25 protein-coding genes and 1 riboswitch are annotated in these 23,509 nt (G+C 68.3%); of the genes, 14 read left to right on the top strand and 11 right to left on the bottom strand.

Annotation, left to right across the window (positions count from 1 at the left end):
• The first annotated feature begins 42 nt into the window (after positions 1-42).
• From KXD98_RS23530 to KXD98_RS23510, 5 genes are all read left to right on the top strand, one after another.
• Entirely contained in the window at positions 43-1,167 is a 1,125-nt protein-coding gene (locus KXD98_RS23530; RefSeq protein WP_260760745.1) for a DUF6779 domain-containing protein, read from the top strand.
• Positions 1,168-1,247: 80 nt separating this feature from the next.
• Positions 1,248-2,192, top strand: a complete 945-nt coding sequence (locus KXD98_RS23525) for a Rossmann-like and DUF2520 domain-containing protein (protein WP_260760744.1) — start codon at positions 1,248-1,250, stop codon at positions 2,190-2,192.
• Entirely contained in the window at positions 2,192-3,130 is a 939-nt protein-coding gene (panC, locus tag KXD98_RS23520; RefSeq protein WP_260760743.1) for a pantoate--beta-alanine ligase, read from the top strand. The genes KXD98_RS23525 and panC overlap by 1 nt, the downstream gene beginning before the upstream one ends.
• Positions 3,130-3,537 carry an aspartate 1-decarboxylase gene (panD, locus tag KXD98_RS23515; RefSeq protein WP_260760742.1) on the top strand — a complete coding sequence of 136 codons (408 nt, stop codon included), beginning with the start codon at positions 3,130-3,132 and terminating at the stop codon, positions 3,535-3,537. Before panC ends, panD begins: the two co-directional genes overlap by 1 nt.
• Positions 3,538-3,541: 4 nt before the next feature.
• Positions 3,542-4,357, top strand: a complete 816-nt coding sequence (locus KXD98_RS23510; RefSeq protein WP_260760741.1) for a type III pantothenate kinase — start codon at positions 3,542-3,544, stop codon at positions 4,355-4,357.
• A gap of 1 nt (position 4,358) precedes the next feature.
• Here the strand turns inward: KXD98_RS23510 and KXD98_RS23505 are convergent, their stop codons facing one another.
• Positions 4,359-5,600, bottom strand: coding sequence for an alanine racemase (locus tag KXD98_RS23505; RefSeq protein ID WP_260760740.1), 1,242 nt, complete (start codon positions 5,598-5,600; stop codon positions 4,359-4,361).
• 23 nt (positions 5,601-5,623) lie between these two features.
• Here KXD98_RS23505 and lysS point away from each other — a divergent pair, with 23 nt between their 5' ends.
• The 3 genes from lysS (at position 5,624) to clpC1 (ending at position 10,346) form a co-directional block, all read left to right on the top strand.
• Complete coding sequence (gene lysS / locus KXD98_RS23500) at positions 5,624-7,141, top strand: lysine--tRNA ligase (protein ID WP_260760739.1); 1,518 nt, start codon at positions 5,624-5,626, stop codon at positions 7,139-7,141.
• Between the two features lie 94 nt (positions 7,142-7,235).
• On the top strand, positions 7,236-7,577 hold the full coding sequence (gene lsr2, locus KXD98_RS23495; RefSeq protein WP_260760738.1) for a histone-like nucleoid-structuring protein Lsr2: 342 nt from the start codon (positions 7,236-7,238) through the stop codon (positions 7,575-7,577).
• A gap of 243 nt (positions 7,578-7,820) precedes the next feature.
• On the top strand, positions 7,821-10,346 hold the full coding sequence (gene clpC1, locus KXD98_RS23490) for an ATP-dependent protease ATP-binding subunit ClpC (RefSeq protein WP_260760737.1): 2,526 nt from the start codon (positions 7,821-7,823) through the stop codon (positions 10,344-10,346).
• A gap of 8 nt (positions 10,347-10,354) precedes the next feature.
• On the opposite strand, the gene KXD98_RS23485 is transcribed toward clpC1, so the two are convergent.
• The 6 genes from KXD98_RS23485 to mhuD form a co-directional block, all read right to left on the bottom strand.
• On the bottom strand, positions 10,355-11,146 hold the full coding sequence (locus KXD98_RS23485) for an energy-coupling factor ABC transporter ATP-binding protein (RefSeq protein WP_260760736.1): 792 nt from the start codon (positions 11,144-11,146) through the stop codon (positions 10,355-10,357).
• Positions 11,139-11,885 carry a CbiQ family ECF transporter T component gene (locus tag KXD98_RS23480; RefSeq protein ID WP_260760735.1) on the bottom strand — a complete coding sequence of 249 codons (747 nt, stop codon included), beginning with the start codon at positions 11,883-11,885 and terminating at the stop codon, positions 11,139-11,141. The genes KXD98_RS23485 and KXD98_RS23480 overlap by 8 nt, the downstream gene beginning before the upstream one ends.
• A 9-nt stretch (positions 11,886-11,894) precedes the next feature.
• Positions 11,895-12,239, bottom strand: a complete 345-nt coding sequence (locus tag KXD98_RS23475; RefSeq protein ID WP_260760734.1) for an energy-coupling factor ABC transporter substrate-binding protein — start codon at positions 12,237-12,239, stop codon at positions 11,895-11,897.
• The gene (locus KXD98_RS23470; RefSeq protein WP_260760733.1) at positions 12,236-12,961 is read right to left on the bottom strand and encodes an energy-coupling factor ABC transporter permease; all 726 of its coding nucleotides are present in this window, start codon (positions 12,959-12,961) and stop codon (positions 12,236-12,238) included. The genes KXD98_RS23475 and KXD98_RS23470 overlap by 4 nt, the downstream gene beginning before the upstream one ends.
• A gap of 38 nt (positions 12,962-12,999) precedes the next feature.
• Positions 13,000-13,203: riboswitch (cobalamin riboswitch) on the bottom strand.
• Positions 13,204-13,216: 13 nt separating this feature from the next.
• Positions 13,217-14,575, bottom strand: coding sequence for a serine hydrolase (locus KXD98_RS23465; protein ID WP_396881915.1), 1,359 nt, complete (start codon positions 14,573-14,575; stop codon positions 13,217-13,219).
• Entirely contained in the window at positions 14,550-14,867 is a 318-nt protein-coding gene (gene mhuD, locus KXD98_RS23460; protein WP_260760731.1) for a mycobilin-forming heme oxygenase MhuD, read from the bottom strand. The genes KXD98_RS23465 and mhuD overlap by 26 nt, the downstream gene beginning before the upstream one ends.
• 52 nt (positions 14,868-14,919) lie before the next feature.
• On the opposite strand from mhuD, the gene KXD98_RS23455 reads away from it, so the two are divergent.
• Together KXD98_RS23455 and KXD98_RS23450 are read left to right on the top strand one after the other, a co-directional pair.
• A complete protein-coding gene (locus KXD98_RS23455) occupies positions 14,920-15,723 on the top strand; it encodes an alpha/beta fold hydrolase (RefSeq protein WP_260760730.1) in 804 nt (267 codons plus the stop codon).
• Between the two features lie 9 nt (positions 15,724-15,732).
• The gene (locus KXD98_RS23450; protein WP_260760729.1) at positions 15,733-16,713 is read left to right on the top strand and encodes a helix-turn-helix domain-containing protein; all 981 of its coding nucleotides are present in this window, start codon (positions 15,733-15,735) and stop codon (positions 16,711-16,713) included.
• On the opposite strand, the gene KXD98_RS23445 is transcribed toward KXD98_RS23450, so the two are convergent.
• Positions 16,710-17,582 (bottom strand): A/G-specific adenine glycosylase, encoded by an 873-nt coding sequence (locus KXD98_RS23445; protein WP_260760728.1) that lies wholly within the window; start codon positions 17,580-17,582, stop codon positions 16,710-16,712. The two genes, KXD98_RS23450 and KXD98_RS23445, sit on opposite strands and share 4 nt — an antisense overlap.
• Positions 17,583-17,610: 28 nt before the next feature.
• Here KXD98_RS23445 and KXD98_RS23440 point away from each other — a divergent pair, with 28 nt between their 5' ends.
• Together KXD98_RS23440 and KXD98_RS23435 are read left to right on the top strand one after the other, a co-directional pair.
• The gene (locus KXD98_RS23440) at positions 17,611-18,231 is read left to right on the top strand and encodes a carbonic anhydrase (protein WP_260760727.1); all 621 of its coding nucleotides are present in this window, start codon (positions 17,611-17,613) and stop codon (positions 18,229-18,231) included.
• Positions 18,232-18,298: 67 nt separating this feature from the next.
• Positions 18,299-19,066: a hypothetical protein gene (locus KXD98_RS23435; RefSeq protein ID WP_260760726.1), complete on the top strand. Its 768-nt coding sequence runs from the start codon at positions 18,299-18,301 to the stop codon at positions 19,064-19,066.
• A 1-nt stretch (position 19,067) separates the two neighbouring features.
• Here KXD98_RS23435 and disA read toward each other — a convergent pair whose 3' ends face one another.
• The 3 genes from disA to KXD98_RS23420 form a co-directional block, all read right to left on the bottom strand.
• The gene (gene disA, locus KXD98_RS23430) at positions 19,068-20,150 is read right to left on the bottom strand and encodes a DNA integrity scanning diadenylate cyclase DisA (protein ID WP_260765373.1); all 1,083 of its coding nucleotides are present in this window, start codon (positions 20,148-20,150) and stop codon (positions 19,068-19,070) included.
• A gap of 82 nt (positions 20,151-20,232) precedes the next feature.
• Entirely contained in the window at positions 20,233-21,630 is a 1,398-nt protein-coding gene (radA, locus tag KXD98_RS23425) for a DNA repair protein RadA (protein ID WP_260760725.1), read from the bottom strand.
• A gap of 57 nt (positions 21,631-21,687) precedes the next feature.
• Entirely contained in the window at positions 21,688-22,275 is a 588-nt protein-coding gene (locus tag KXD98_RS23420; protein WP_260760724.1) for a hypothetical protein, read from the bottom strand.
• 243 nt (positions 22,276-22,518) lie between these two features.
• On the opposite strand from KXD98_RS23420, the gene carD reads away from it, so the two are divergent.
• Together carD and ispF are read left to right on the top strand one after the other, a co-directional pair.
• A complete protein-coding gene (gene carD / locus KXD98_RS23415; RefSeq protein ID WP_011892341.1) occupies positions 22,519-23,007 on the top strand; it encodes an RNA polymerase-binding transcription factor CarD in 489 nt (162 codons plus the stop codon).
• Positions 23,004-23,483, top strand: coding sequence for a 2-C-methyl-D-erythritol 2,4-cyclodiphosphate synthase (gene ispF, locus KXD98_RS23410; protein WP_260765372.1), 480 nt, complete (start codon positions 23,004-23,006; stop codon positions 23,481-23,483). The genes carD and ispF overlap by 4 nt, the downstream gene beginning before the upstream one ends.
• Positions 23,484-23,509: the final 26 nt, after the last annotated feature.

Here is a 23,509-nt window from a genome sequence, read left to right as displayed (position 1 = left end):
CGGTCGACACGCCAGACGACCAGTCGCAGGTACAGTCGGCCCATGATCGATCCGACCCGCGGCGCCCGGCTTCGGCGCAGCGGTCGAAGGCCGGGTTGGATCCTGATGACGGTGTTGCTGGTGCTGGCCATCGCGGCCAGCTCGGCACTGGTGTTCACCTCCCGGGTGGAACTGCTCAAGCTCGCCGTCATCCTCGCGTTGTGGGCCGCGGTGGTCGCCGCGTTCGTCTCGGTGATTTACCGCCGCCAGTCCGACAGCGACCAGGCCAAGGTTCGTGACCTGAAGCTGGTCTACGACCTGCAGCTGGAACGGGAGATCTCAGCCCGCCGCGAATACGAGCTGACGGTGGAGTCGCATCTGCGCCGCGAACTCGCCGCCGAACTGCGCGAACAGTCTGCCGACGAGGTGGCGGCCCTGCGCGCTGAACTGGCAGCGCTGCGGGCCAACCTGGAGTACCTGTTCGACGCCGACCTCTCGCACCGCCCCGCGATCGAGGACCGCAGTCAGCCCGCACTGGGCGAGTGGAGGCCGGGCACCGACACTGCCGGCCGGGTCAGCAGCAGCCGCGTCGACACCGCCGGCGCCACGTTCGGCGACGACCGCGGCCGTGGAGGCGACTTGCACGTCCCGGACACCGTCGAGAGCCCGATCATCGATGTGCCTGCGGTGCCGCATCCGGCCGAGGACGAACCGGCGCCGACAACCACCGAACCCGTGGGCGCCCACCGCCGGGGTACCGAAGACGCCCCACGGCGCCGCTACCGCGACGAGCCCGCGCCCGCCCCGTCGCAGTGGGCGCCGCCCGCCTCGGCTCCGTCGCAGCCACCCACCGAGCCGCGGATGCCGTGGTTGCCACCCACCGCCCCCGCGCCGCCGGCAGCCCCACCGCCGGCTGCTGCCCCTCGGCCACCCGCGCCGGGACCCGGCCGACCGGCCCAGCAACCGCAGCAGACCGAGTACGTCGGGCGCCGGCGCCGTGACGACAACGCCGAGCCGGCCGGCCGGCACTACGCACCCCCGCCGGCAGCCCCGCAATCAGAACCGCCCCCGTCTGCCGACGACGAGCGCAGTGGCGCCCACACCGGAGGGCAGTCGGTGGCCGAGCTGCTGGCCCGGCTGCAGGCGTCGCCGGGCCCGGGCGGGCGCCGGAGGCGGCGCGAAGAGTGAGCTAGGCTCTCACCGACCGTCCGGTACCCGCGCTGTCGGGACCGGAACGAACCGAATGAGAATCTGCGAGGTCGTCTGCGATGGTGCAGCCCCCCGCCGCCGGGAACATTCCGCACGACGGTTTGCGTCCGGCCCGCCTGACGATCGGTGTGATCTCCGCGGGCCGGGTCGGCAGCGCCCTGGGAGCGGCGTGGGAGCGCGCCGAGCACGTCGTCGCCGCCTGCAGCGCGGTGTCCACCGCGTCGCGCCGCCGCGCGCAGCGTTGGCTTCCCGACACCGCGGTGCTGCCCGTCGACCAGGTTCCGGCCCGCGCCGAACTGCTGTTGCTGGCCGTTCCCGATGCGGAGCTGGCCACCGTCGTGGGTGGGCTGGCCGCGACCGGCGCGGTGCGGCCCAACACCATCGTGGCCCACACCTCGGGTGCCAACGGCATCGCGGTGTTGGCCCCGTTGACCGCCCAGGGTGCCTTGCCGCTGGCGATTCATCCGGCGATGACTTTCGCCGGCACCGATGAGGACGTCGACCGGTTGCGGGGCACCTGTTTCGGGATCACCGCCGCCGACGAGATCGGCTATGCGATCGCGCAGTCGCTGGTCCTGGAGATCGGCGGCGAACCGTTCCGGGTCCGCGAGGACGCCCGCACGCTCTACCACGCCGCGCTCGCGCACTCGGCCAACCATCTGATCACCGTGGTGCTCGATGCCGCAGAGGCGTTGCGAACGGCGTTGTGGGGTCAGGAGCTGTTGGGCCAGCAGTCCGTCGATGACAATCCCGGCGGTCTGGCCGAGCGCATCATCGGCCCGCTGGCGCGGGCGTCGCTGGAAAATGCCTTGCAGCGCGGCCAGGCTGCGCTGACCGGGCCGGTGGCCCGCGGCGATGCCGCCGCGGTGACCCGCCACCTGGAAGCTCTGACCGAAGCGGATCCCGATGTGGCGCAAGCCTATCGGACCAATGCCCGACGCACCGCTCAGCGGGCCCGGGCGCCGCAGGCAGTATTCGACGCGCTCGCAGAGGCAGGACAGTGATGGTCGCCGGACCCACCCCGAAGTTCGTCGCCGCACAGCTCAACGTGTACTCCCGGCCCCCGGAGGTGTCGGCGGTGACGCGGGCACTGCGTACCAGCGGCCGGCGGGTCGTGCTGGTGCCCACCATGGGAGCACTGCACGACGGGCACCTGAGCCTGATCCGGGCGGCCAAGCGGGTCCCGGGGGCGGTCGTGGTGGTCTCGATCTTCGTCAACCCGTTGCAGTTTGCCGCGGGTGAGGATCTCGACGCCTACCCGCGCACCCTCGACGACGATCTGGCTGCGCTGCGTGACGAAGGTGTGCAGATCGTGTTCACCCCGACCGAGGACGACATGTATCCCGGCGGCAAGCGCACCAGCGTGGTTCCCGGCCCGTTGGGATCTGAGCTCGAAGGAGCATCCCGGCCGACACACTTCGCCGGTGTCCTGACAGTGGTTCTCAAGCTGTTCAACGTGATCCGGCCCGACCGGGCCTATTTCGGCGAAAAGGACTACCAGCAGCTGACGTTGATCCGGCAGATGGTCGCCGACCTCGACCTGAACGTCGAGGTCGTCGGGGTGCCGATCGTGCGCGAGCCCGACGGCTTGGCGATGTCCTCACGCAATCGCTACCTCGAACCGGTGCAGCGCGAGCAGGCCGGCGCGTTGTCAGCCGCGCTGCTGGCCGGGATGTACGCCGCCAGCGGTGGAGTGGCCGCGGCGCTGGACGCCGCGCAGGCGGTGCTCGACGAGGTACCCGCTCTGGAACTGGACTACCTGCAGGTGCGCGACCCGGCGCTGGGGCCGGCCCCGGCGCGCGGCGCGGCGCGGATGCTGATCGCGGCGCGGCTGGGACGCACCCGCTTGCTGGACAACATCGCCGTCGACATCGGCGCCGGCATCGATGGACACCCTGGCAGCCCTGCTGATCAGAGTCACGAATTGCCCTGGAGGAATTGATGTTTCGTACCATGCTGAAATCCAAGATCCACCGCGCCACGGTGACGCAGGCCGATCTGCACTACGTCGGATCGGTCACGGTGGACGCCGACCTGATGGACGCGGCCGACCTGATCGAGGGTGAGCAGGTGACGATCGTCGACATCGACAACGGCGCGCGGTTGGTGACCTATGTGATCACCGGCGAACGGGGCAGCGGCGTGATCGGGATCAACGGTGCAGCAGCTCATCTCGTGCACCCTGGCGATCTGGTCATCCTGATCGCCTATGCGACGATGGCCGACGAGCAGGCCCGCAGCTACCGGCCGCGGGTGGTGTTCGTCGACTCCGCCAACCGGCAGATCGACCTGGGTGACGACCCCGCCGCCGTCCCGTCCGACGCCTCCGGGCTGCTGTCGCCGAGGTGATGACGTGCTCCTGGCCATCGACGTCCGCAACACCCACACCGTCGTCGGATTGATCTCCGGGTTCGGCGCCCACGCCAGCGTCGTGCATCACTGGCGTATCCGCACCGAACCGGAGGTGACCGCCGACGAGTTGGCGCTGACCATCGACGGTCTGATCGGTGACGACGCCGAACGTCTCACCGGTGCGGCCGGATTGTCGACGGTCCCATCGGTGCTGCACGAGGTGCGGGTGATGCTCGAGCAGTACTGGCCCAACGTGCCGCGGGTGTTGATCGAACCGGGTGTGCGCACCGGGATTCCGCTGCTGGTCGACAATCCGAAGGAGGTCGGCGCTGACCGCATCGTCAACTGTCTTGCGGCATATCAGAAGTACGGATCCGCGGCGATCGTCGTCGATTTCGGTTCATCGATCTGTGTCGATGTGGTCTCGGCCAAGGGTGAATTCCTCGGCGGCGCAATCGCTCCGGGTGTTCAGGTGTCCTCGGACGCAGCGGCGGCCCGCTCGGCGGCGTTGCGGCGGGTCGAACTGACCCGCCCGCGCTCGGTGGTGGGTAAGAACACCGTCGAGTGCATGCAGGCCGGCGCGGTGTTCGGATTCGCCAGTCTGGTCGACGGATTGGTCAGCCGGGTACGCTCGGACGTCGACGGTTTCGACGGTGACGACGTCGCCGTGGTGGCCACCGGCCACAGCGCTCCGCTGGTGTTGCCAGACCTGCGCACCGTCGAACACTACGACCGCCACCTGACTCTGGACGGACTGCGGCTGGTCTTCGAGCGCAACCGTGACAGTCAGCGGGGCAAGGCCAAGTCAGCGCGCTGAGTCAGAAGTACGTCCGGATCAGATCGACCACCCGGTCCTCGGCGTCGACTTCCGGGATCACCTGCCACTTGTCGAACACCGTGCAGGGATGGGAGATGCCGAATCGCAGCCAATCGCCTACCTGCGGCTCGGCTGCCCCGAGCCGCAGGTAGGCATGCTGGTCGTTGAGTGCGACCACCGCGCCGTCGGGCAGATCCAGCGGCACCGGCAGGTCCTGGTCGAACGCCACGTCACGCCGGCCCATCGTCGCGATCGCCGATCCCGGCTGCGGGCGTGACACCACCTGGGCGTGTACCTCCAGTGCAGGATGCAGTGCGCCGGCCAGTGGTGAGGTGCGCCCGTACAAGCCGTGGTCGTGGGTCAGATAGCAGCCGCTGCGCAGCACGGTGCGCACTGCGTGGTGGCCTGGCCAGTCGGTGAGCGTCTCGGCGACCGCGTCGAAGTAGGTGCTGCCGCCGGCGCTGACCAGGACCCTGTCGGCGTCGAACAGCGCCGACAGACGGATCACCGCCGCCCGGAGCTGCCCGAGGTGGCTGCGCACCCCCGCCATCGCCTCGGTGTCGCGCCGGTGGCCGAGCGCGGCCTCGTAGCCCGCGACCCCGACCAGACGCAGCCGTGGTGATGTTGTGGCCGCCCGAGCCACCTCGTCGACCTGGGCATCCGTGCGGCATCCGGTGCGCCCTCCGGGCAGTCCGACCTCCACGCAGACGTCGACCGCTCGCCGCGTGCCGGCCAGCGCCGAGGTCATGATCTGCACCCCGCGCACCGAATCGACCCAGCAGAGCACCTCCAGGGTCGGGTCGGCATCCAACTCATGGCCCAGCCAGCGCAGCCCGGCCTCGTCGACCAGCTGGTTGGCCAGGATCAGGCTCCTCGCGCCGAACGCGCGGAAGGTGGCGGCCTGGCCGATGGTCGCCACCGTGATCGCGCAGGCACCCGCGGCGAGTTGGCGCGCGGCCAGTTGCGGCGACATGTGCGTCTTGCCGTGGGGTGCCAGCTCGACCCCGCGCTCGCGGCACCACGCGGCCATCGCGTCCAGGTTGTGCCGGATCGCGTCGGCCCGCAGCACGCACACCGGGCCGAACACGCCGGCGTCGAACAGGTTCGGCGCGTCGGCGGTCAGCTCGGCCGGTGTTCGACCCCACCAGCGCGGCGGCACACCCTTGACCCCGACCGGCAGGGGTTGTCGAGCCAGCGCACGCACCGACGCAAGGTCGATCAGCGCATTGCCGGGCCCGGTCACCTGTTCATTTAAGCTGGCACGTCGTGACGTCCGCTGATTCTGACCAAGACCCGCGCGAGGACATCCCGGAGCAGTTCCGCATCCGGCAGGCCAAACGTGAGCGACTGCTCGAGGAGGGACGCGACCCGTATCCGGTCGAGGTGGCGCGCACCCACACGCTGGCCGAGTTGCGCTCGGCCTACCCGGAGCTGGCGGCCGACACCAAGACCGGACTCAAGGTCGGGGTCACCGGCCGGGTGATCTTCGCCCGCAACTCCGGCAAGTTGTGCTTCGCGACGCTGCAGGAGGGGGACGGAACCCAGCTGCAGGCGATGATCAGCCTGGATCAGGTGGGTCAGGAGTCGCTGGACGCGTGGAAGGCCGACGTCGACCTCGGCGACATCGTCTTCGTCGCCGGCGAGGTGATCAGCTCCCGGCGCGGAGAGCTGTCCGTGCTCGCCGATTCTTGGCAGATGGCTTCCAAGTCGTTGCGGCCGCTGCCGGTCGCACACAAGGAGATGAGCGAGGAGTCACGGGTCCGCCAGCGCTACGTCGACCTGATCGTGCGTCCGGAAGCCCGCACCGTGGCCCGGCAGCGCATCGCCGTCGTGCGCGCCGTGCGCTCGGCACTGGAACGCCGTGGCTTCCTCGAAGTCGAGACGCCGATCCTGCAGACGTTGGCCGGCGGAGCCGCCGCCCGGCCGTTCGTGACGCATTCCAACGCGCTGGACTCCGATCTCTATCTGCGTATCGCGCCGGAACTGTTTCTCAAGCGCTGCGTGGTCGGTGGGCTGGACCGGGTATTCGAGTTGAATCGGGTCTTTCGAAACGAAGGTGCCGATTCCACGCATTCTCCGGAATTTGCGATGTTGGAGACTTACCAGGCCTACGGCACCTATGATGATTCCGCGGTCGTCACCCGCGAACTTATTCAGGAAGTCGCCGATGAAGCCATCGGCACGCGTCAGGTGTCATTGCCCGACGGATCGGTCTACGATCTCGGCGGCGAATGGGACAGCATTCAAATGTATCCCTCGCTCTCGGATGCCCTCGGTGAAGAGATCACACCGCAGACCCCTGCCGAGCGGCTTTGGCAGATCGCCGACCGGCTCGGTGTCGAGATTCCTCGTGATCGCGGTTATGGGCACGGCAAATTGGTCGAAGAACTCTGGGAGTTCGCGGTCGGCGACAAACTGTGGGCGCCGACCTTCGTGCGCGATTTTCCGGTCGAGACGACCCCGCTGACACGTTCGCACCGCAGCATCGACGGGGTCACCGAGAAGTGGGACCTCTACATCCGTCACATCGAGCTGGCCACGGGATATTCGGAGCTGATCGACCCGGTGATCCAGCGGGAGCGCTTCGAGGCGCAGGCCCGTGCCGCGGCCGCCGGTGACGACGAAGCAATGGCGTTGGACGAGGATTTCCTGGCCGCACTTGAGTACGGTATGCCGCCGACAACTGGTACCGGAATGGGTATCGACCGCTTGTTGATGGCGTTGACGGGACTGTCGATTAGGGACACGGTTTTGTTCCCTATTGTTCGCCGATACGGTAACTGAACCGCCACGATTCACCCGTTGTTGAATGGGCACGCTCTTTATGGCACATTGGTCGCGGGGCGTGGGATCGATAGCGTAGAAGGGCAGTCGGATAATGGCGAAGAAAGTCACCGTCACTCTGGTCGACGATTTCGACGGTGAAGGTGCCGCCGACGAGACTGTGGAATTTGGCCTCGACGGCGTCAGTTATGAGATCGATCTCTCCTCGAAAAATGCCGCCAAGCTGCGTAATGATTTGAAGCAATGGGTCGAGGCCGGCCGCCGGGTGGGTGGACGTCGGCGCGGGCGTTCGGTCGGAACCGGCCGCGGGCGGGCCGCGATCGACCGTGAGCAGAGCGCAGCCATCAGGGATTGGGCGCGCCGCAACGGCCACAACGTCTCGACTCGCGGGCGCATCCCCGCCGACGTCATTGACGCTTTCCACGCGGCCACCTGAGCGCCATCCATCCGTTCGCTACCGGCGAATTTCCTACCCTCGGATAAGGAAACGAATTTCTTGCCTCCGGCGTTGGTCCTGACAGTGCCGGGTAATGGCCCGATTGTCATGACTGTGTCACGCGAATAACGGACCGGCAGGCGGGACGCCCGGTGCTGCTGCCCACTAGAGTGGACGGCAGGTGTGCAAAGGGCCTCCAGAGGTAGCGCACCGACATATGCGATGGAGAGCAGGTAACCACGGATGTTCGAAAGATTTACCGACCGTGCGCGTCGGGTCGTCGTCCTGGCCCAAGAAGAGGCCCGGATGCTCAATCACAACTACATCGGCACCGAGCACATCCTGCTGGGCCTCATTCACGAGGGTGAGGGCGTCGCCGCCAAGTCGCTCGAATCGCTGGGCATCTCGCTGGAGGGTGTGCGCAGCCAGGTCGAGGAGATCATCGGCCAGGGTCAGCAGGCTCCGTCCGGTCACATTCCGTTCACTCCGCGCGCCAAGAAGGTGCTGGAGTTGAGCCTGCGCGAGGCACTGCAGCTCGGCCACAACTACATCGGCACCGAGCACATCCTGCTCGGCCTGATCCGCGAGGGTGAGGGCGTGGCCGCCCAGGTGCTGGTCAAGCTCGGCGCCGAGCTCACCCGGGTGCGCCAGCAGGTTATCCAGCTGCTGAGCGGCTACCAGGGCAAGGAGACCGCCGAGGCCGGTACCGGCGGGCGCGGCGGCGAGGCGGGCAACCCGTCGACGTCATTGGTGCTCGACCAGTTCGGCCGCAACCTGACCGCTGCGGCGATGGAGGGCAAGCTCGACCCGGTCATCGGCCGTGAGAAGGAAATCGAGCGGGTCATGCAGGTGTTGTCCCGCCGCACCAAGAACAACCCGGTGCTGATCGGCGAGCCCGGTGTCGGCAAGACCGCCGTCGTCGAAGGCCTGGCACAGGCCATCGTCGCCGGTGAGGTGCCCGAGACGCTCAAGGACAAGCAGCTTTACACCCTGGACCTGGGTTCGCTGGTCGCCGGCAGCCGCTACCGCGGTGACTTCGAGGAGCGCCTGAAGAAGGTGCTCAAGGAGATCAACACCCGCGGTGACATCATCCTGTTCATCGACGAGCTGCACACGCTCGTCGGCGCAGGTGCCGCCGAGGGCGCGATCGACGCCGCGTCGATCCTCAAGCCCAAGTTGGCTCGTGGAGAACTTCAGACGATCGGCGCCACCACGCTCGACGAGTACCGCAAGTACATCGAGAAGGACGCCGCGCTGGAGCGCCGCTTCCAGCCGGTCCAGGTGGGTGAACCGACCGTCGAGCACACCATCGAAATCCTCAAGGGTCTGCGCGACCGCTACGAGGCGCACCACCGCGTCTCGATCACCGATTCCGCGATGGTGGCCGCGGCCACGCTGGCCGACCGTTACATCAACGACCGGTTCCTGCCGGACAAGGCGATCGACCTGATCGACGAGGCCGGTGCCCGGATGCGGATTCGCCGGATGACGGCTCCGCCGGACCTGCGCGAGTTCGACGAGAAGATCGCCGACGCCCGCCGCGAGAAGGAGTCCGCGATCGATGCGCAGGACTTCGAGAAGGCCGCCAGCCTGCGCGACAAGGAAAAGCAACTGGTCGCGCAGCGGGCCGAGCGCGAGAAGCAGTGGCGCTCAGGTGATCTCGATGTGGTCGCCGAGGTCGACGACGAGCAGATCGCCGAGGTGCTCGGCAACTGGACCGGCATCCCGGTGTTCAAGCTGACCGAGGAGGAGACCACCCGTCTGCTCCGTATGGAGGACGAGCTGCACAAGCGGATCATCGGCCAGGAGGACGCCGTCAAGGCCGTCTCGAAGGCCATCCGCCGTACCCGCGCCGGCCTGAAGGACCCCAAGCGCCCGTCGGGCTCGTTCATCTTCGCCGGCCCGTCCGGCGTCGGTAAGACCGAGCTGTCCAAGGCGCTGGCCAACTTCCTGTTCGGCGAGGACGACGCGCTCATCCAGATCGACATGGGCGAGTTCCACGACCGCTTCACCGCGTCGCGGCTCTTCGGCGCCCCTCCGGGCTACGTCGGCTACGAAGAGGGTGGCCAGCTCACCGAGAAGGTGCGCCGCAAGCCGTTCTCTGTGGTGCTGTTCGACGAGATCGAGAAGGCGCATCAGGAGATCTACAACAGCCTGTTGCAGGTGCTCGAGGACGGTCGCCTGACCGACGGTCAGGGCCGCACGGTCGACTTCAAGAACACCGTGCTGATCTTCACGTCCAACCTGGGCACGTCCGACATCAGCAAGGCTGTCGGGCTGGGCTTCTCCCAGGGTGGCGGCGAGAACAACTACGAGCGGATGAAGCAGAAGGTCAACGACGAGCTCAAGAAGCACTTCCGTCCGGAGTTCCTCAACCGTATCGACGACATCATCGTGTTCCACCAGCTGACACAGGACGAGATCATCAAGATGGTCGACCTGATGATCGGCCGGGTCGCCAATCAGCTCAGGGCCAAGGACATGGCCATCGAGTTGACCGAGGCGGCCAAGGCGTTGCTGGCCAAGCGCGGGTTCGATCCGGTGCTGGGTGCGCGGCCGTTGCGTCGCACCATCCAGCGTGAGATCGAGGATCAGCTCTCGGAGAAGATCCTGTTCGAGGAGCTCGGCCCGGGCCAGCTGGTCACCGTCGACGTCGAGGGCTGGGACGGCGAAGGCGCCGGCGAGGACGCGAAGTTCACGTTCGTCGGTACCCGCAAGCCGGCGGTGGTCGCCGAGCCGGATCTGGCGCAGGCCGGCGCGCCGGAGTAAACCGCGCGTCAGATCTCGTCGGGTCGCAGCACCGTCCGGTGCAGTTTGCGTGACACCGCCGCCCCCCAGGCGAGGGTGAGGCGCGCACCGGTGAGCAACTCATCGTCGACCAGCAGGTCGTGAGTGGGTCCGCGCTGCACCGATCGGTCGCGCAGCACCAGGGTTTCCTGCGACCAGGTCCACGCGGTGTCGACGTCGTGGGTGGCCAGCACGACCGTGGTACCGCTCTCCGACAGTGCGGTCAGGGTGGCCAGGAGGTCCTGGACCGCCCGCGGATCCAGGCCCGCGGTCGCCTCGTCGAGCAGCAGCACCCGCGGGTGCATTGCCACCGCACCGGCGATTGCGACCCGCTTACGCTGACCGAACGACAGGTGGTTGGGTGTGCGCTCGGCGAGGTCGGTGATGTCCAGCGCGGCCATCGCCGCATTGACCCGAGCCTGAACCTGGGTCCGGGTCAGGCCGAGATTGGCCGGGCCGAACGAGACGTCGGCCCGCACGGTCGCGCCCACGATCTGGTCGTCGGGTTCCTGCAGCACCATCTGTACCCGGGTGCGCAGGCGGGTGCGATCGGCCCGTGAACCGGTCAGCGCCGCGCCGTCCAGATACACCGCGCCGGTGGTCGGCTTCGTCAAGCCCACCAGGATCCGTAGCAACGTCGTCTTGCCGGAGCCGTTGGCCCCCAGCAACGTGATTCGCTCACCCGCCCGTAGCGACAGGTCCACGCCGTCGAGTACCCGCGGTCCCCGCGGGTAGCCGAAACCGACGTTGCGCAGTCCCAGGACCACGGTCTCGTCACGCACCCTTGCACATCCTCCAGGTCAGCAGAGAAACCGTGGCGATCATGGCCAGCGTCGCTGCGGTGGCGGCCAGCCTGGCCGGACGTAGCGGTCGGTCTGCGGTGAGCACCGCGGTCCTGCCGGGTTCGGCACGCAGCGCCATCGCCTCCGACATGGCCCGCGCGCGTTCGGTCCCGCGCACGAAGATCAGCGCGGACTGGGTGCCGAGCACCGCGATCGCGTCCCGCGGCCCCCGCAGACCAAGGCGCAGTCCGACCGCCTCCCGTGCTGTCCAGGCCGACCGGAACAAGATGCCCACCAGTCGGTAGGTCAAATCGGCGACGTGGCACAGGGAAGCCGGCACACCGGCCCTGCGGGCCAGCTCGAGCAGGTCTGCCATCAGCGTCGTCATCGCCAGACCGATCGTCGCCGAGGACGCGGCGATGGCCCGCAGCGACGTGTCGATCGCCAGGTCCACCCCGCCGGGCTCCAGATGCGGTCCTCCGCGCAGGCTCACGGCGATCGGAATCGACCCCAGCGCGATGAACACGACCGGACCCAGTAACGCCAGCCAGAAGATGCGTGCCGGGACCCGGGCCAGGGCCAGTGTGGCCACCACGACGGCCAGCAGCACCAGCGGTGCGCCGGTCCGGGGTGGCAATAGCATCGCGCACAGCAGCAGCCCGCCATAGAGCCCGAGCTTCTCCGCCGCCGGGTGACCTGACCACCGATTGCGTGCCGCGCTGAGGTCGAGGGGGTTCACCGGTGCGACTCAGTCGCTGCCGCGGTCCTTTTCGCTCGCCTCGCTGCGGCCGCGGTTGCGACCGGCGTACCACCCGATCGCACCGCCGAGCACGATGCCACCGATTCCGGCCTGCAGCGCGAACAGACCGGACTCGACCTCGCCAGGCAGTTCGCCGACCAGCGGGGAGAACCACGGCTCGTAATCTTCGTGCAGTTCGGTGATCACCTCTTCAGCCTGGCCGTCAGCGCCGCCGAATTCGGCGTCCGAATCGCGCGCGTAACCCAGGAGCAGGGAGCCCACGGCAATCACCGCGGCGAGGCCGAGCAGTACCGAAACCAGCAGGGCCGCAGAGCTTTTACGACGTTCACTCATCGGTCGATGACCTCTCGCTCGGAGCCGTTGTGTTCGTCGCCGGCGCCGGTGGGCACCTCCTGGCCCTTGAGAAATCCCAGGCTCAGCAGCTCCGACGACGCGACCTGCATGAGCACACGCACGACCCCCACGGTGATGAGGCCTTCGACGATCGCCAGCGGAACCTGGGTGATCGCGAACACCCCCATGAATTCGACCAGGCTTTCGGCGATGCCGCCTTCGGCGGCCGGGAACGCCAGCGCCAGTTGGATGCTGGTGACGACGTAGGTGACCAGGTCGGCCACGAACGCCAGGGCGAACACCGCCGGCAGCACACCGACCCCGGCTCTGCGCAGCGCGAAGAACACGGCGAAGCCGGCCCACGGACCCGCGATCGCCATCGAGAACGCGTTGGCGCCCAGGGTGGTGATTCCGCCGTGCGCCAGCAGTAGTGCCTGGAACAGCAGCACCACCGTGCCGAGGAAGGCCATCACCGGTGGTCTGAATATCGCCGTGCCGAGCCCGGTCCCGGTCGGGTGCGAACTCGAGCCCGTCACCGACGGCAACTTGATCGCCGACATGACGAAGGAGAACGCGCCGACCGCTGCCAGCAGCGGACCCGACGACGGGTGGCGCTTGACGGTGACGACGACCTGTCTGGCCCCGTGGACGACGAACGGCGCCGCCGCGATGGTCCAGGCCAACGCGTGCGCCGGGGGCAGGAAACCCTCTGCGATGTGCATGTATATAGCCGTGCCTTTCTGCCCAGCACCTCGTGGGCATCGTGTGTCGGTGCCACGGCCGGTCTCCTGGCTCACGGATCCACCGGCTCACCCTTCAGGGGCCCGGTGCGCCGGTATCCGCCTTCCCACCCGCGCGTCGAGCGCGGGCAGTGGCATGGAGGACACCGGCTCCCCGTTCACAGTGGCGAGGGCCGCCCCGGTCTCACACCGGGTTCCCGTACACCGCAGCAGGTGGAGCGTACTCTCCCGGGACGGTCAGGGTTGAACGAGAGCGAACATCTGCTCAGCCATCGACAGCAGCCATGCCGCGGCGGTCTGGCTGCGGTACTGCGGCCAATTGGACTGCATGCTGACCACCCACGGCTGCCCGGTCCGGTCGACGGCATACCAGCTGAAGGTCAGATCGCCGGGCAGATTGCCGGCCTTGGCGCCGATGTAGGGCCAGATGGTGCGGTCCAGGTCGATGCCGGGGACCGCCGAGAGGACGTCGACGACCGGAGCGGCCTCGCCCACCGCTGCCTTCTGCAGCGCCGCGTGCAGGCGGCAGATGTCCGAGGCGCTGCCGTACCACTCCGCGCCGATGTCAGAGGCCGGCATGTGGGTGCGTTCCGGGTCCGGCTCGTAGGGCCGGGTGGTGGTCTGCTGAAGCAGCTGGGCGCGCTTTTGCGGCGAGGCCTGTTTCCACTGTTCGCGCACGTCGGGCTTACCCCAGCCGACCGAGAACAGCTGGTGCATGGTCGGGAACGGCGTCATGCTGGCCGGGTCGTGGTGGCCGGCGAGCACCAGCGCGCGCTCCACAGCGCCGGGGCCAAGGTGGCCGATGAGCAGATCGGTGGCCATGTTGTCGCTGGCCGAGATCATCTGCTGGGCGGCCTGCCGGACAGTGAGGGTGGCGCCAGGGGGCAGGTGGTCGAACCCGGAGGACCCGACGGCCTTGGCTTTCGCGGTGATCGTCAGCGAGTCGTTCCAGTGTGCGTCGCCGGTTTTGACCGCTTCGGCGACCGCCAGCAGCACGTAGAGCTTGAAGATGGAGGCCAGCGGCAGCGACAGGTCTGTGTTGGTGCCGGCCACCTTCTCGCACCGGCCGTCGACGACCCTGGCGACCTGGTAGGAGTATCGGGCGCCGGAGTCGGTCAGCTGGGCGTCGACGTCGGAGAACTGCTCGATGACCGGCTTGACCAGACTGACCGCGAACCGGTCGACCAGGCTGGAGTCGTCGGTGCGCAGGTCGATGCTCTGCTCGACCCCGTAGGACGTGGTGATCCGCAGGGTGGCGTTGCCTGCGCCGATGTCGACGTCGGTGACGGTGAAGGGGCGGTCCCACCACATCCGGTCCAGCGTGACGCCCACATGTTCGACGACCTCCGGGGCGGCCAGAGTGCGGATACCGACCTCACCGATCGGCCAGTCGCTGTTGAGCATGTCCATGGTCTGCTTGGCGCGCAGACCCTGCGGGGTGTTGATCGCGATGGGCACGCCGTAGGCGCCGTCGGCCGGCGCCGTCCTGGTGGCGGTGCACCCACCGGCGAGGACCGCGACGAGTGCCAGCGCGGCCAATTTCGTGGCCGCGCGATGTCGCGTCCCCGCCCTAGCCCGTGTTGTCGGTCCCGGCAACGTCGAGCACGACCTCGAACTCCAGCAGCGATGCGCCGGTGGCCACGGGGTTCTTGCGCTCGCCGGCGTGTGCCTCGACCGCGGGCCCGTTCGCCCAGGCCTGGAAGGCCTCGTCGGACTCCCACTGTGTCACCACGAAATAGCGGTCCTCGCCCTTGACCGGGCGCAGCAGCTGGAAGCCCAGGAAGCCGGGTTGGTTGTCGACCGCGTGAGCGCGGTGGGCAAACCGCTTCTCCAACTCGGGCCCGGCGTTGGGCGGGACCTCGATTGCGTTGATCTTGACAACAGCCATGGTTCTCAGGCTACCGGGTGTCGCGGACGTGGCCATCGCCCATGATGAGCCTATGCAGCTGTTGACCGCCCGGGGTGGCACCGGCCGCCCGCTGGTGCTGGTGCACGGTCTGATGGGACGCGGCTCCACCTGGTCGCGCCAGTTGCCGTGGCTGACCGAGCTGGGGCGGGTGTACACCTACGATGCGCCGTGGCACCGCGGACGGGAGGTACGCGACGAGCACCCGGTCAATACGGAACGGTTCGTCGAGGATCTGCGCAACGCGGTGGCCGATCTCGGTGAACCGGCCACCATGATCGGCCACTCGATGGGGGCCTTGCATTCGTGGTGTCTGGCCGCGGCGTACCCAGAACTGGTGGACGCCGTCGTCGTCGAGGATATGGCACCGGATTTCCGGGGCCGCACCACCGGGCCCTGGGAGCCGTGGCTGCATGCGCTGCCGGTCGAGTTCACCGCGGCCGAACAGGTCTATCAGGAGTTCGGCCCGGTTGCGGGACGCTACTTTCTGGAAGCCTTCGACCGCACGACGACCGGGTGGCGCCTGCACGGTGATCCGCATAAGTGGATCGAGATCGCAGCGCAGTGGGGGGTGCGCGACTACTGGGCGCAGTGGCAGGCGGTGCCGGCGCCGGTGCTGCTGCTGGAGGCGGGCAACTCGGTGGCGCCGGCGGGGCAGATGCAGACGATGGCCGAGCAGGCCGGGCAGCGGGCCACCTACGTCCGCGTTCCCGACGCCGGTCATCTGATCCACGACGATGCCCCAGGGAAATATCGGCATGCCGTGCAGGCGTTCCTCACGACGTTGGACCCGTCACGCGTAAGGAAATCAAGTGGCAGCACCGGCACGTGCCGTTAAGATACCGCCATGGCGATAAGGAGCGTCTCGGCGCTGGTGCTCGACGGCGTCGCGGTCTTCGAGTTCGGTGTGATCTGTGAGGTGTTCGGCATCGATCGTTCCGCCGATGGCGTGCCGAACTTCGAATTCAAAGTGTGCGGGCCAGAACCGGGCGGACAGCTTCGGACCTCGGTGGGCGCCACCCTCATCCCCGATCACGGCCTCGATGACCTGATCGGTGCGGACCTGGTCGCTATCCCGGCGATCGGCTCAAACGATTATCTGCCCGCCGCGCTCGACGCCGTGCGGCAGGCCGCTGCGACGGGCTCGACCATCTTGACGGTGTGTTCGGGTGCGTTCGTGGCAGGCGCTGCGGGCCTGCTCGACGGGCGGCCCTGCACCACCCACTGGATGCACGCCGACGAATTGGCCCGGCGCTACCCGACGGCCAAGGTCGACCGCAACGTGCTCTACGTCGACGACGGGAACCTGATCACCAGTGCCGGGACCGCGGCCGGCATCGACGCCTGTCTGCACCTGGTGCGCCGGGAGATGGGCAGTGAGGTCACCAACAAGATCGCGCGCCGGATGGTGGTGCCCCCGCATCGAGACGGCGGGCAGCGGCAGTACATCGAGCAGCCGATCCCGATGCGCCGTTCGGATCATTTTGCACCGCAACTCGATTGGATCCTGGCCAATCTGGACAAGCCGCACACGGTGAACACGCTGGCGCGGCGCGCGCACATGTCCAGCCGAACCTTCGCCCGCCGGTTCGTCGAGGAAACCGGCCGCACCCCGATGCAGTGGGTCACCGATCAACGGGTGCTGTTCGCCCGGCGTCTGCTGGAGGCAACCAGGCTCGACATCGACCGCATTGCCGAACAGAGCGGATTCGGCACCGCGACGCTGTTGCGCCATCACTTCCGTCGCGTCATCGGGGTGACGCCGTCGGACTACCGCCGACGATTCGCGGCGGTCAGCGCCGAAGCCGAGTGCGCCGAATCGGCTTAGCGTTCACCCTCGCCGCACAGCGCGAACAACCCGGCCGGGGTCTGCTCGATCAATCCGTCGGTGAGCAGCGAGCCCAGCGCGCGGTCACGCTGGGCGGCGTCGACGGTCCAGGCCAGGTCCAGTTGCTCGCGGGTGACCGGAGTCGTACTGGCCCGCAACACATCCAGCAGCCGGCCGCGGGCCTGACGATCGGTGCCGGCGTAACGCTGGACGCGTTTGGCCGCGCCGGTGCCGGCCGGGAAACCCGCTGCGCGCCAGGCGCAATGGCGCAGCGGGCAGACGCCGCATCGGGGACCACGGGCCGTGCACACAGTGGCGCCCAGCTCCATCAGCGCAATCGAAAAGACCGGGGCGGATTCGTCTTTCGGCAGCAGTGCCTCGACGTCGGCGAGGTCGCGCACCGATGCCGGGCCGGCGTCGTGGCGCCCGTGCACGACCCGCGCCACCACCCTGCGGACGTTGGTGTCGACCACCGGAACCCGCTGGCGGTAGGCGAAGCACGCCACGGCGCGGGCGGTGTAGGTCCCGATCCCGGGCAGTGACAGCAGGGTGTCGACGTCGTCGGGCACCACGTCACCGTGCTCGGTGGCGATCACCGTGGCGCACTCGTGGAGCCGTTTGGCCCGGCGCGGATAGCCGAGCTTGCCCCACGCCCGCAGCACATCGGCGGGCCCGGCGGCGGCGGTCGCAGACGGGGTCGGCCACCGGGCCACCCAGTCCAGCCAGATCGGCTCGACGCGGGCGACCGGCGTCTGCTGCAGCATGAACTCGCTGACCAGGATCTGCCACGCCGAAACCTCGGGTCGCCGCCAGGGCAGGTCGCGCTGCGCGCGGTCATACCAGGTGATCAGCTCCTCGGGATCGATCATCGGGGCGCATTCGTGCACAATGACGAATATGCCCAACACCAGCCCACTGACCGCCTGGAAAGCACTCAGAGAGGGTAACGAGCGCTTCGTGGCGGGCAAGGCCGAGCATCCCAGCCAGAGCATCGAGCACCGCGCCAGTCTGGCCGCGGCGCAGAAGCCGACGGCCATCGTGTTCGGGTGCTCCGACAGCCGCGTCGCCGCAGAGATCATCTTCGATCAAGGGCTCGGTGACATGTTCGTGGTGCGCACCGCCGGGCACGTCATCGACAGCGCGGTGCTCGGATCGATCGAGTACGGAGTGGCGGTGCTCGGGGTGCCACTGATCGTGGTTCTCGGCCACGACAGCTGCGGCGCGGTCGGGGCGACCATCTCGGCGCTCGACCAAGGTTCGGTGCCCGACGGGTACATCCGTGACGTCGTGGAACGCGTCACCCCGTCGATCCTGATGGGTCGTCGCGACGGGCTGACCCGGGTCGACGAGTTCGAGGCCAGGCACGTCACAGAGACCGGCAAGCAGCTGTTGAGCCGGTCGACGGTGATCAACCAGGCCGTCTTGGCCGGCGACGTCGCGATCGTCGGGCTGACCTACCATCTCTCCGACGGGCAGGTGCAACTGCGCGACCACATCGGCGACATCGGCGAGGACTGACAGCTCGGGCGGCGACACGCCGGTCCGCCTCGGACAATGCGGCATGACCTGGCTTTACCGTGGTGACGTGCTGGATCTAGAACCGCAGGGCCCGCTGCCCACCCAGATCTACTGGCGACGCCGGGCGCTGGCGCTCGGTGTCGCGGTGCTCGTCATCGGGATCATCGCGGCGGTCATCGCGGTCGTCGTCTCCAACAGCACCAGCAACGAGCAGCCCACCGCCAATGAAGCGCCCGCGCCCAACGGCGAGGTCGCTCCGCCGCCGCTGCCCGGCGAGGACCCCGAGGTCAAGTCGCCGATCCAGCCGCCCGCCCAGCAGGCCCCACCGCCCACGCCGACCCCGACCGCCGCGGTGGTGCCGGCGCCGATCCTGCGAGAGGGCGACGACTGCCCCGACTCCACGCTGGCGGTCAAGGGCATCACCAACGAACCTCAGTACGTGGTGGGGGACCAGCCGAAGTTCACCATGGTGGTCACCAACATCGGCCTGGTCGCCTGCCAGCGCGACGTCGGTGCCGCGGTGTTGGCGGCCTACGTCTACTCGCTGGACAACCAGCGGCTGTGGAGCAACCTGGACTGCGCGCCGTCCAACGAGACGCTGATCAAGACGTTCCAGCCCGGCGAGCAGGTCACCACCGAGGTGACCTGGACGGGCATGAGTTCGGCTCCGAACTGCCCGCTGCCGCGCCAGCCGATCGGCGCCGGCACCTACAACCTCGTCGTCCAGCTCGGCAATCTCCGGTCGGCCACGGTGCCCTTCATGTTGGCTGATGCCCAGGCGCCGCCGCCGGCCGACGGGGCGCCGCACATGCCGGTTCCGGGTCCGGTCGGCTGAGTCAGGCGAGCCGGTCGGCGATCGTCGATTCGGCCAGCTGCGACAGACCCTCGCGGATGTGGCGGGCCCACATCGAGCCGATGCCCTCCACGGATTGCAGATCGCTGGCGCTGGCGGCCAGCAGGCCTTGCAGTGATCCGAAGTTGCGCACCAGCAGGTCGACGTGTGCGAACTGCAGTCGTGGGATGCCTGCCATCGCCCGGTAGCCGCGCGAGCTCATCGCCGAGTCCTGGGCTTCTGCCGTCGACGGGTAGCCGAACACTCTCGCCAGCGCCGTGAAGTCGAGCAGCTCGTTGTCCGAGAGCGTGTCGAGTTCCTCCAGGGTGGCGACAACCTGCGCGGCCGTCGGCGGATCGGGGTTGGCGTGATAGTCGCGCACGATCAGTTCGCGCTCGGTGTCGTTGTCCCCGACGAGCTCGTCGAGTTGCAGCTTGAGCTGACGACCGTCGGTGCCGAGCTCCACGACATGGGCGTCGATCTCCAGGCTGATGCGGCGCACCATCTCCAGGCGCTGGACGACCGTCATGACGTCGCGCAGCGTCACGAAGTCCTCGATCTCTGCGGTCGAGAGCTGCCGGCTCACCTCGTCGAGGCGGGTCTTGTAGCGCTCCAGGGTGGCGATGGTCTGGTTGGCGCGCGACAGGATGGTGGCTGAGTCCGGCACCACGTGGCGTTCCCCGGCGACGTAGACGGTCACGATGCTCATCGAGTGGCTGACCGAGATCACCGGGTAGCCGGTCTGGATGGCGGTGCGCTCGGCAGAGCGGTGCCGAGTGCCGGATTCTTCGGTGGGTATCGACGGGTCGGGCACCAGCTGAACGTTGGCCCGCAGAATCCTGCTGCCGTCGCTGCTGAGCACGACCGCGCCGTCCATCTTGGACAGCTCACGCAACCTGGTCGGTGCGTAGCGCACGTCGAGCTCGAATCCGCCGTCGCAGATCGCCTCGACGCTGTCGTCGTAGCCGATGAGGATCAACGCACCCGTGCGGCCGCGCAGAATGCGTTCCAGGCCGTCACGGAGTTCGGTTCCGGGGGCCAGCCGGGCGATCGTTTCCCGCAGTGTGGGCCGGGTCATCGGCACCACCGTGCGTGCGGTGCGGCTTGTCGACGACTTCACGGCCATCTTGTCTCCACGATCGGTTCGCGCCGGCCGGTCCCGGCTCGCCTCAGCTCGCGTCATTCTGGCCGATCCGGCGCAGCGCCTGCAATGCCGAGGTGATGTCGTCGGCCGCGACGGTGCGCAGTCCGGCCGGCGGTTTGACCACTCCGGCGGGCACGATCGCGGTGGTGAACCCCAGCCGTGCGGCCTCGGCGAGCCGTCGGTCCATGCCGGTGACCCGGCGTAGGTCACCCGCCAGACCGACCTCCCCGATCGCGACCGCGGTGGCCGGCAGCGCCAGGTCGATGTAGGCCGAGGCGATCGCCAGCGCCACGGCCAGGTCCGACGAGGAGTCGGTCAGCCGCATCCCACCCACCGTGGACAAGTAGATGTCGTTGGTCCCGACGGGAAGCCGGGCCCGCTTCTCCAAAACGGCGGTGATCATCGCGGCCCGCGCCGAGTCGATCCCGCTGACGGCTCGGCGCGGGGTGCCGCTGGCTGGGGCTCCGATCAGTGCCTGCACCTCGCCGATCATCGGGCGCTTGCCGTCGAGGGTCACGGTGACCGCGGTGCCCGACACCGGTTTGGGGCGCTGGTCGAGGAACAGGCCGGACGGATCGGATACGCCTTCGATTCCGTTGTCGTGCAACAGGAAACACCCGACCTCATCGGCGGCGCCGAAACGGTTCTTGACGCCCCGGACCAACCTCAACGCCGAAGCCCGGTCGCCTTCGAAGTGCAGCACCACATCGACGAGGTGTTCCAGGGAACGCGGCCCGGCGATCGCACCGTCCTTGGTGACGTGACCCACCAGCAGCATCGCGATACCCGGCGGCGGTGCGGTCTTGGCGGTCATGGTCAGTGCTGTGGTCACCGCGCGCACCTGCGTGACACCTCCGGTGACGCCGTCGGCTTCGGTTGTCGACAGGGTCTGCACCGAGTCCACGATGACCAGCGAGGGTCGGACCGCCTCGATGTGTCCGAGCGCGGTCTGCAGATCGGCTTCGGCGGCCAGGTACACCTCGTCATGGGTACAACCGGTGCGCTCGGCGCGTAGCCGGATCTGTCCGGCGGACTCCTCACCGGACAGGTACAGCGCGCGCCGGCCCGACAGCGCCCAGCGATGCGCGACCTCGAGCAGCAGCGTCGATTTCCCGACCCCCGGATCACCGGCCAGGAGCGTCACCGAGCCGGGTACCACGCCGCCCCCGAGCACCCGGTCGAGTTCGCTGATTCCGGTGTGGACGTGTCGCGTGTGCCCCGGGTCGATCGAGCTGATCGGCACGGCGGGGGAGGTGGGGGCCACCACGCGCCGGGTGGCCGAACCGCCGACCGCGCTCAGCGCGACTTCGTCGACGGTGCCCCAAGTTCCGCATTCCGGGCACCGGCCCACCCATTTCGGCGTGACGTGGTGGCACTCGGAGCACCGGTATTGCGAACGAACTTTCGAAACAGCCCTGGCCACCCGCTGACCGTAACCGGCGGTGCCGACAGATCCGGTCAGGCGCGGCGCAGGCCTCGGTCAGTGCCCGCCGGGCGGGCCGGTGCCGGCCTCGAAGTCCCGGCGGGGTGCTTCGCCGGCCGAGATGGGCACGTTGAGCACCGCGTCGCCGGCCCGCTCGAACGAGAAGGTGAACTCGTAGGTCAGGCCGTTGGTGATGGGCCGCTCCAACGCGATGCTCGCCTGTGCGGTCTCGGCCGGCTCGACGGCCGACAGCGGCGTGGGCTGTCCGTCCGGGGTGCCGATGACCAGCACGCCACCGGCGGGTACCTCGCCGTCGCCGGACACGTCGACCTCACCGATGTCGGATGTCACCGACACCAGCCTGTCTGCGGTGTCGGACGACTGGTTGGTGACCACCAAGACCAGCTCGACGTCGCGGCCCGGCTGGATCTGCGCGGTGGTCTGGGTGGCGAAGATGTGCACGTTGCGCAGCGCGATCTCGCCGAGATCGCCGTTGACGCCGTTGATCGCGGCTTCTTGGGTGGCCGTCTGCGAGATCTGCCCGGCCCCGCAGCCGCTGAGCGCGGCCGAGAGCACCACACCACCGGCAGCCAGCACGGCGGCGGACCGGCCGGCCAGACGGGTGCGCCGTTTCTTGGGGATCACTGTCGAAAGGCCTCCTGCTCGGCGGACAAGGCGACTCGCGTGCCGGTTGCTGTGGTTCGACTATGCACAGTAGTAGGTGTCGATTCCCGGCGGTAGCGCAGGGCCGAAGCCGGCTCCGCCTTGCACGGATTCTGCGGTGTGTCAACCCCTAGTATCGCCTGACTGGGCCCCTGACCTGCATCGTTGATCCGCACCCGACGGCGGCGCGTGTTAACATCAAGGGGTGAAAGGGGCTCGAAACTGATGATTTTCAAGGTCGGAGACACCGTCGTCTATCCACACCACGGTGCTGCGTTGATCGAGGCGATCGAAACCCGGACCATTAAAGGCGAGCAGAAGGAATACCTCGTCTTGAAGGTTGCACAGGGCGATCTCACCGTTCGGGTACCTGCCGACAATGCGGAGTATGTCGGCGTGCGTGACGTGGTCGGGCAGGAGGGTCTCGACAAGGTTTTCCAGGTGCTGCGGGCACCCCACACCGAGGAGCCGACCAACTGGTCGCGCCGGTACAAGGCCAATCTCGAGAAGCTGGCCTCCGGTGATGTGAACAAGGTTGCCGAGGTCGTCCGCGACCTGTGGCGACGGGATCAGGAGCGCGGCCTGTCTGCCGGGGAGAAGCGGATGCTCGCCAAGGCCCGCCAGATCCTGGTCGGTGAGCTCGCGCTGGCGGAGAACACCGACGACGCGAAGGCGTCGACCATCCTCGACGAGGTCCTGGCCGCCGCATCCTGACCGTGCTACCCAGAATCGGGCTGGGCACCGATGTCCACCCGATCGAAGCCGGCCGGCCGTGCTGGTTGCTCTGTCTGCTTTTCGACGGGGCCGACGGCTGTGCCGGCCACTCGGACGGAGACGTCGCCGCGCACGCCCTGTGCGACGCCCTGCTTTCGGCTGCCGGGTTGGGCGACATCGGCGGCGTCTTCGGTACCGATCAACCCCGGTGGCGCGGTGTCAGCGGCGCGGACATGCTGCGCCACGTCCACAGTCTGCTCACCGACCACCGATTCCGGGTCGGTAACGCCGCTGTCCAGGTGATCGGCAATCGACCCAAGGTTGGCCCGCGTCGCGTCGAGGCCGAGCGGGTGCTCTCCGCACTGGTCGACGCGCCGGTGTCGGTGTCGGCGACCACCACCGACGGACTCGGCCTGACCGGCCGAGGCGAGGGCCTGGCCGCCGTGGCCACGGCACTGGTCATCGCCGACCAATAGTGTCGGTAAGCTGGCACGTCGTGACC

Origin of the sequence: Mycobacterium sp. SMC-4 (assembly GCF_025263265.1) — a bacterium.
In the GTDB taxonomy this organism is placed as follows: domain Bacteria; phylum Actinomycetota; class Actinomycetes; order Mycobacteriales; family Mycobacteriaceae; genus Mycobacterium.
Note: the sequence above shows the minus strand (reverse complement) of the source record. Positions and strands in the feature narration are given on the sequence as shown.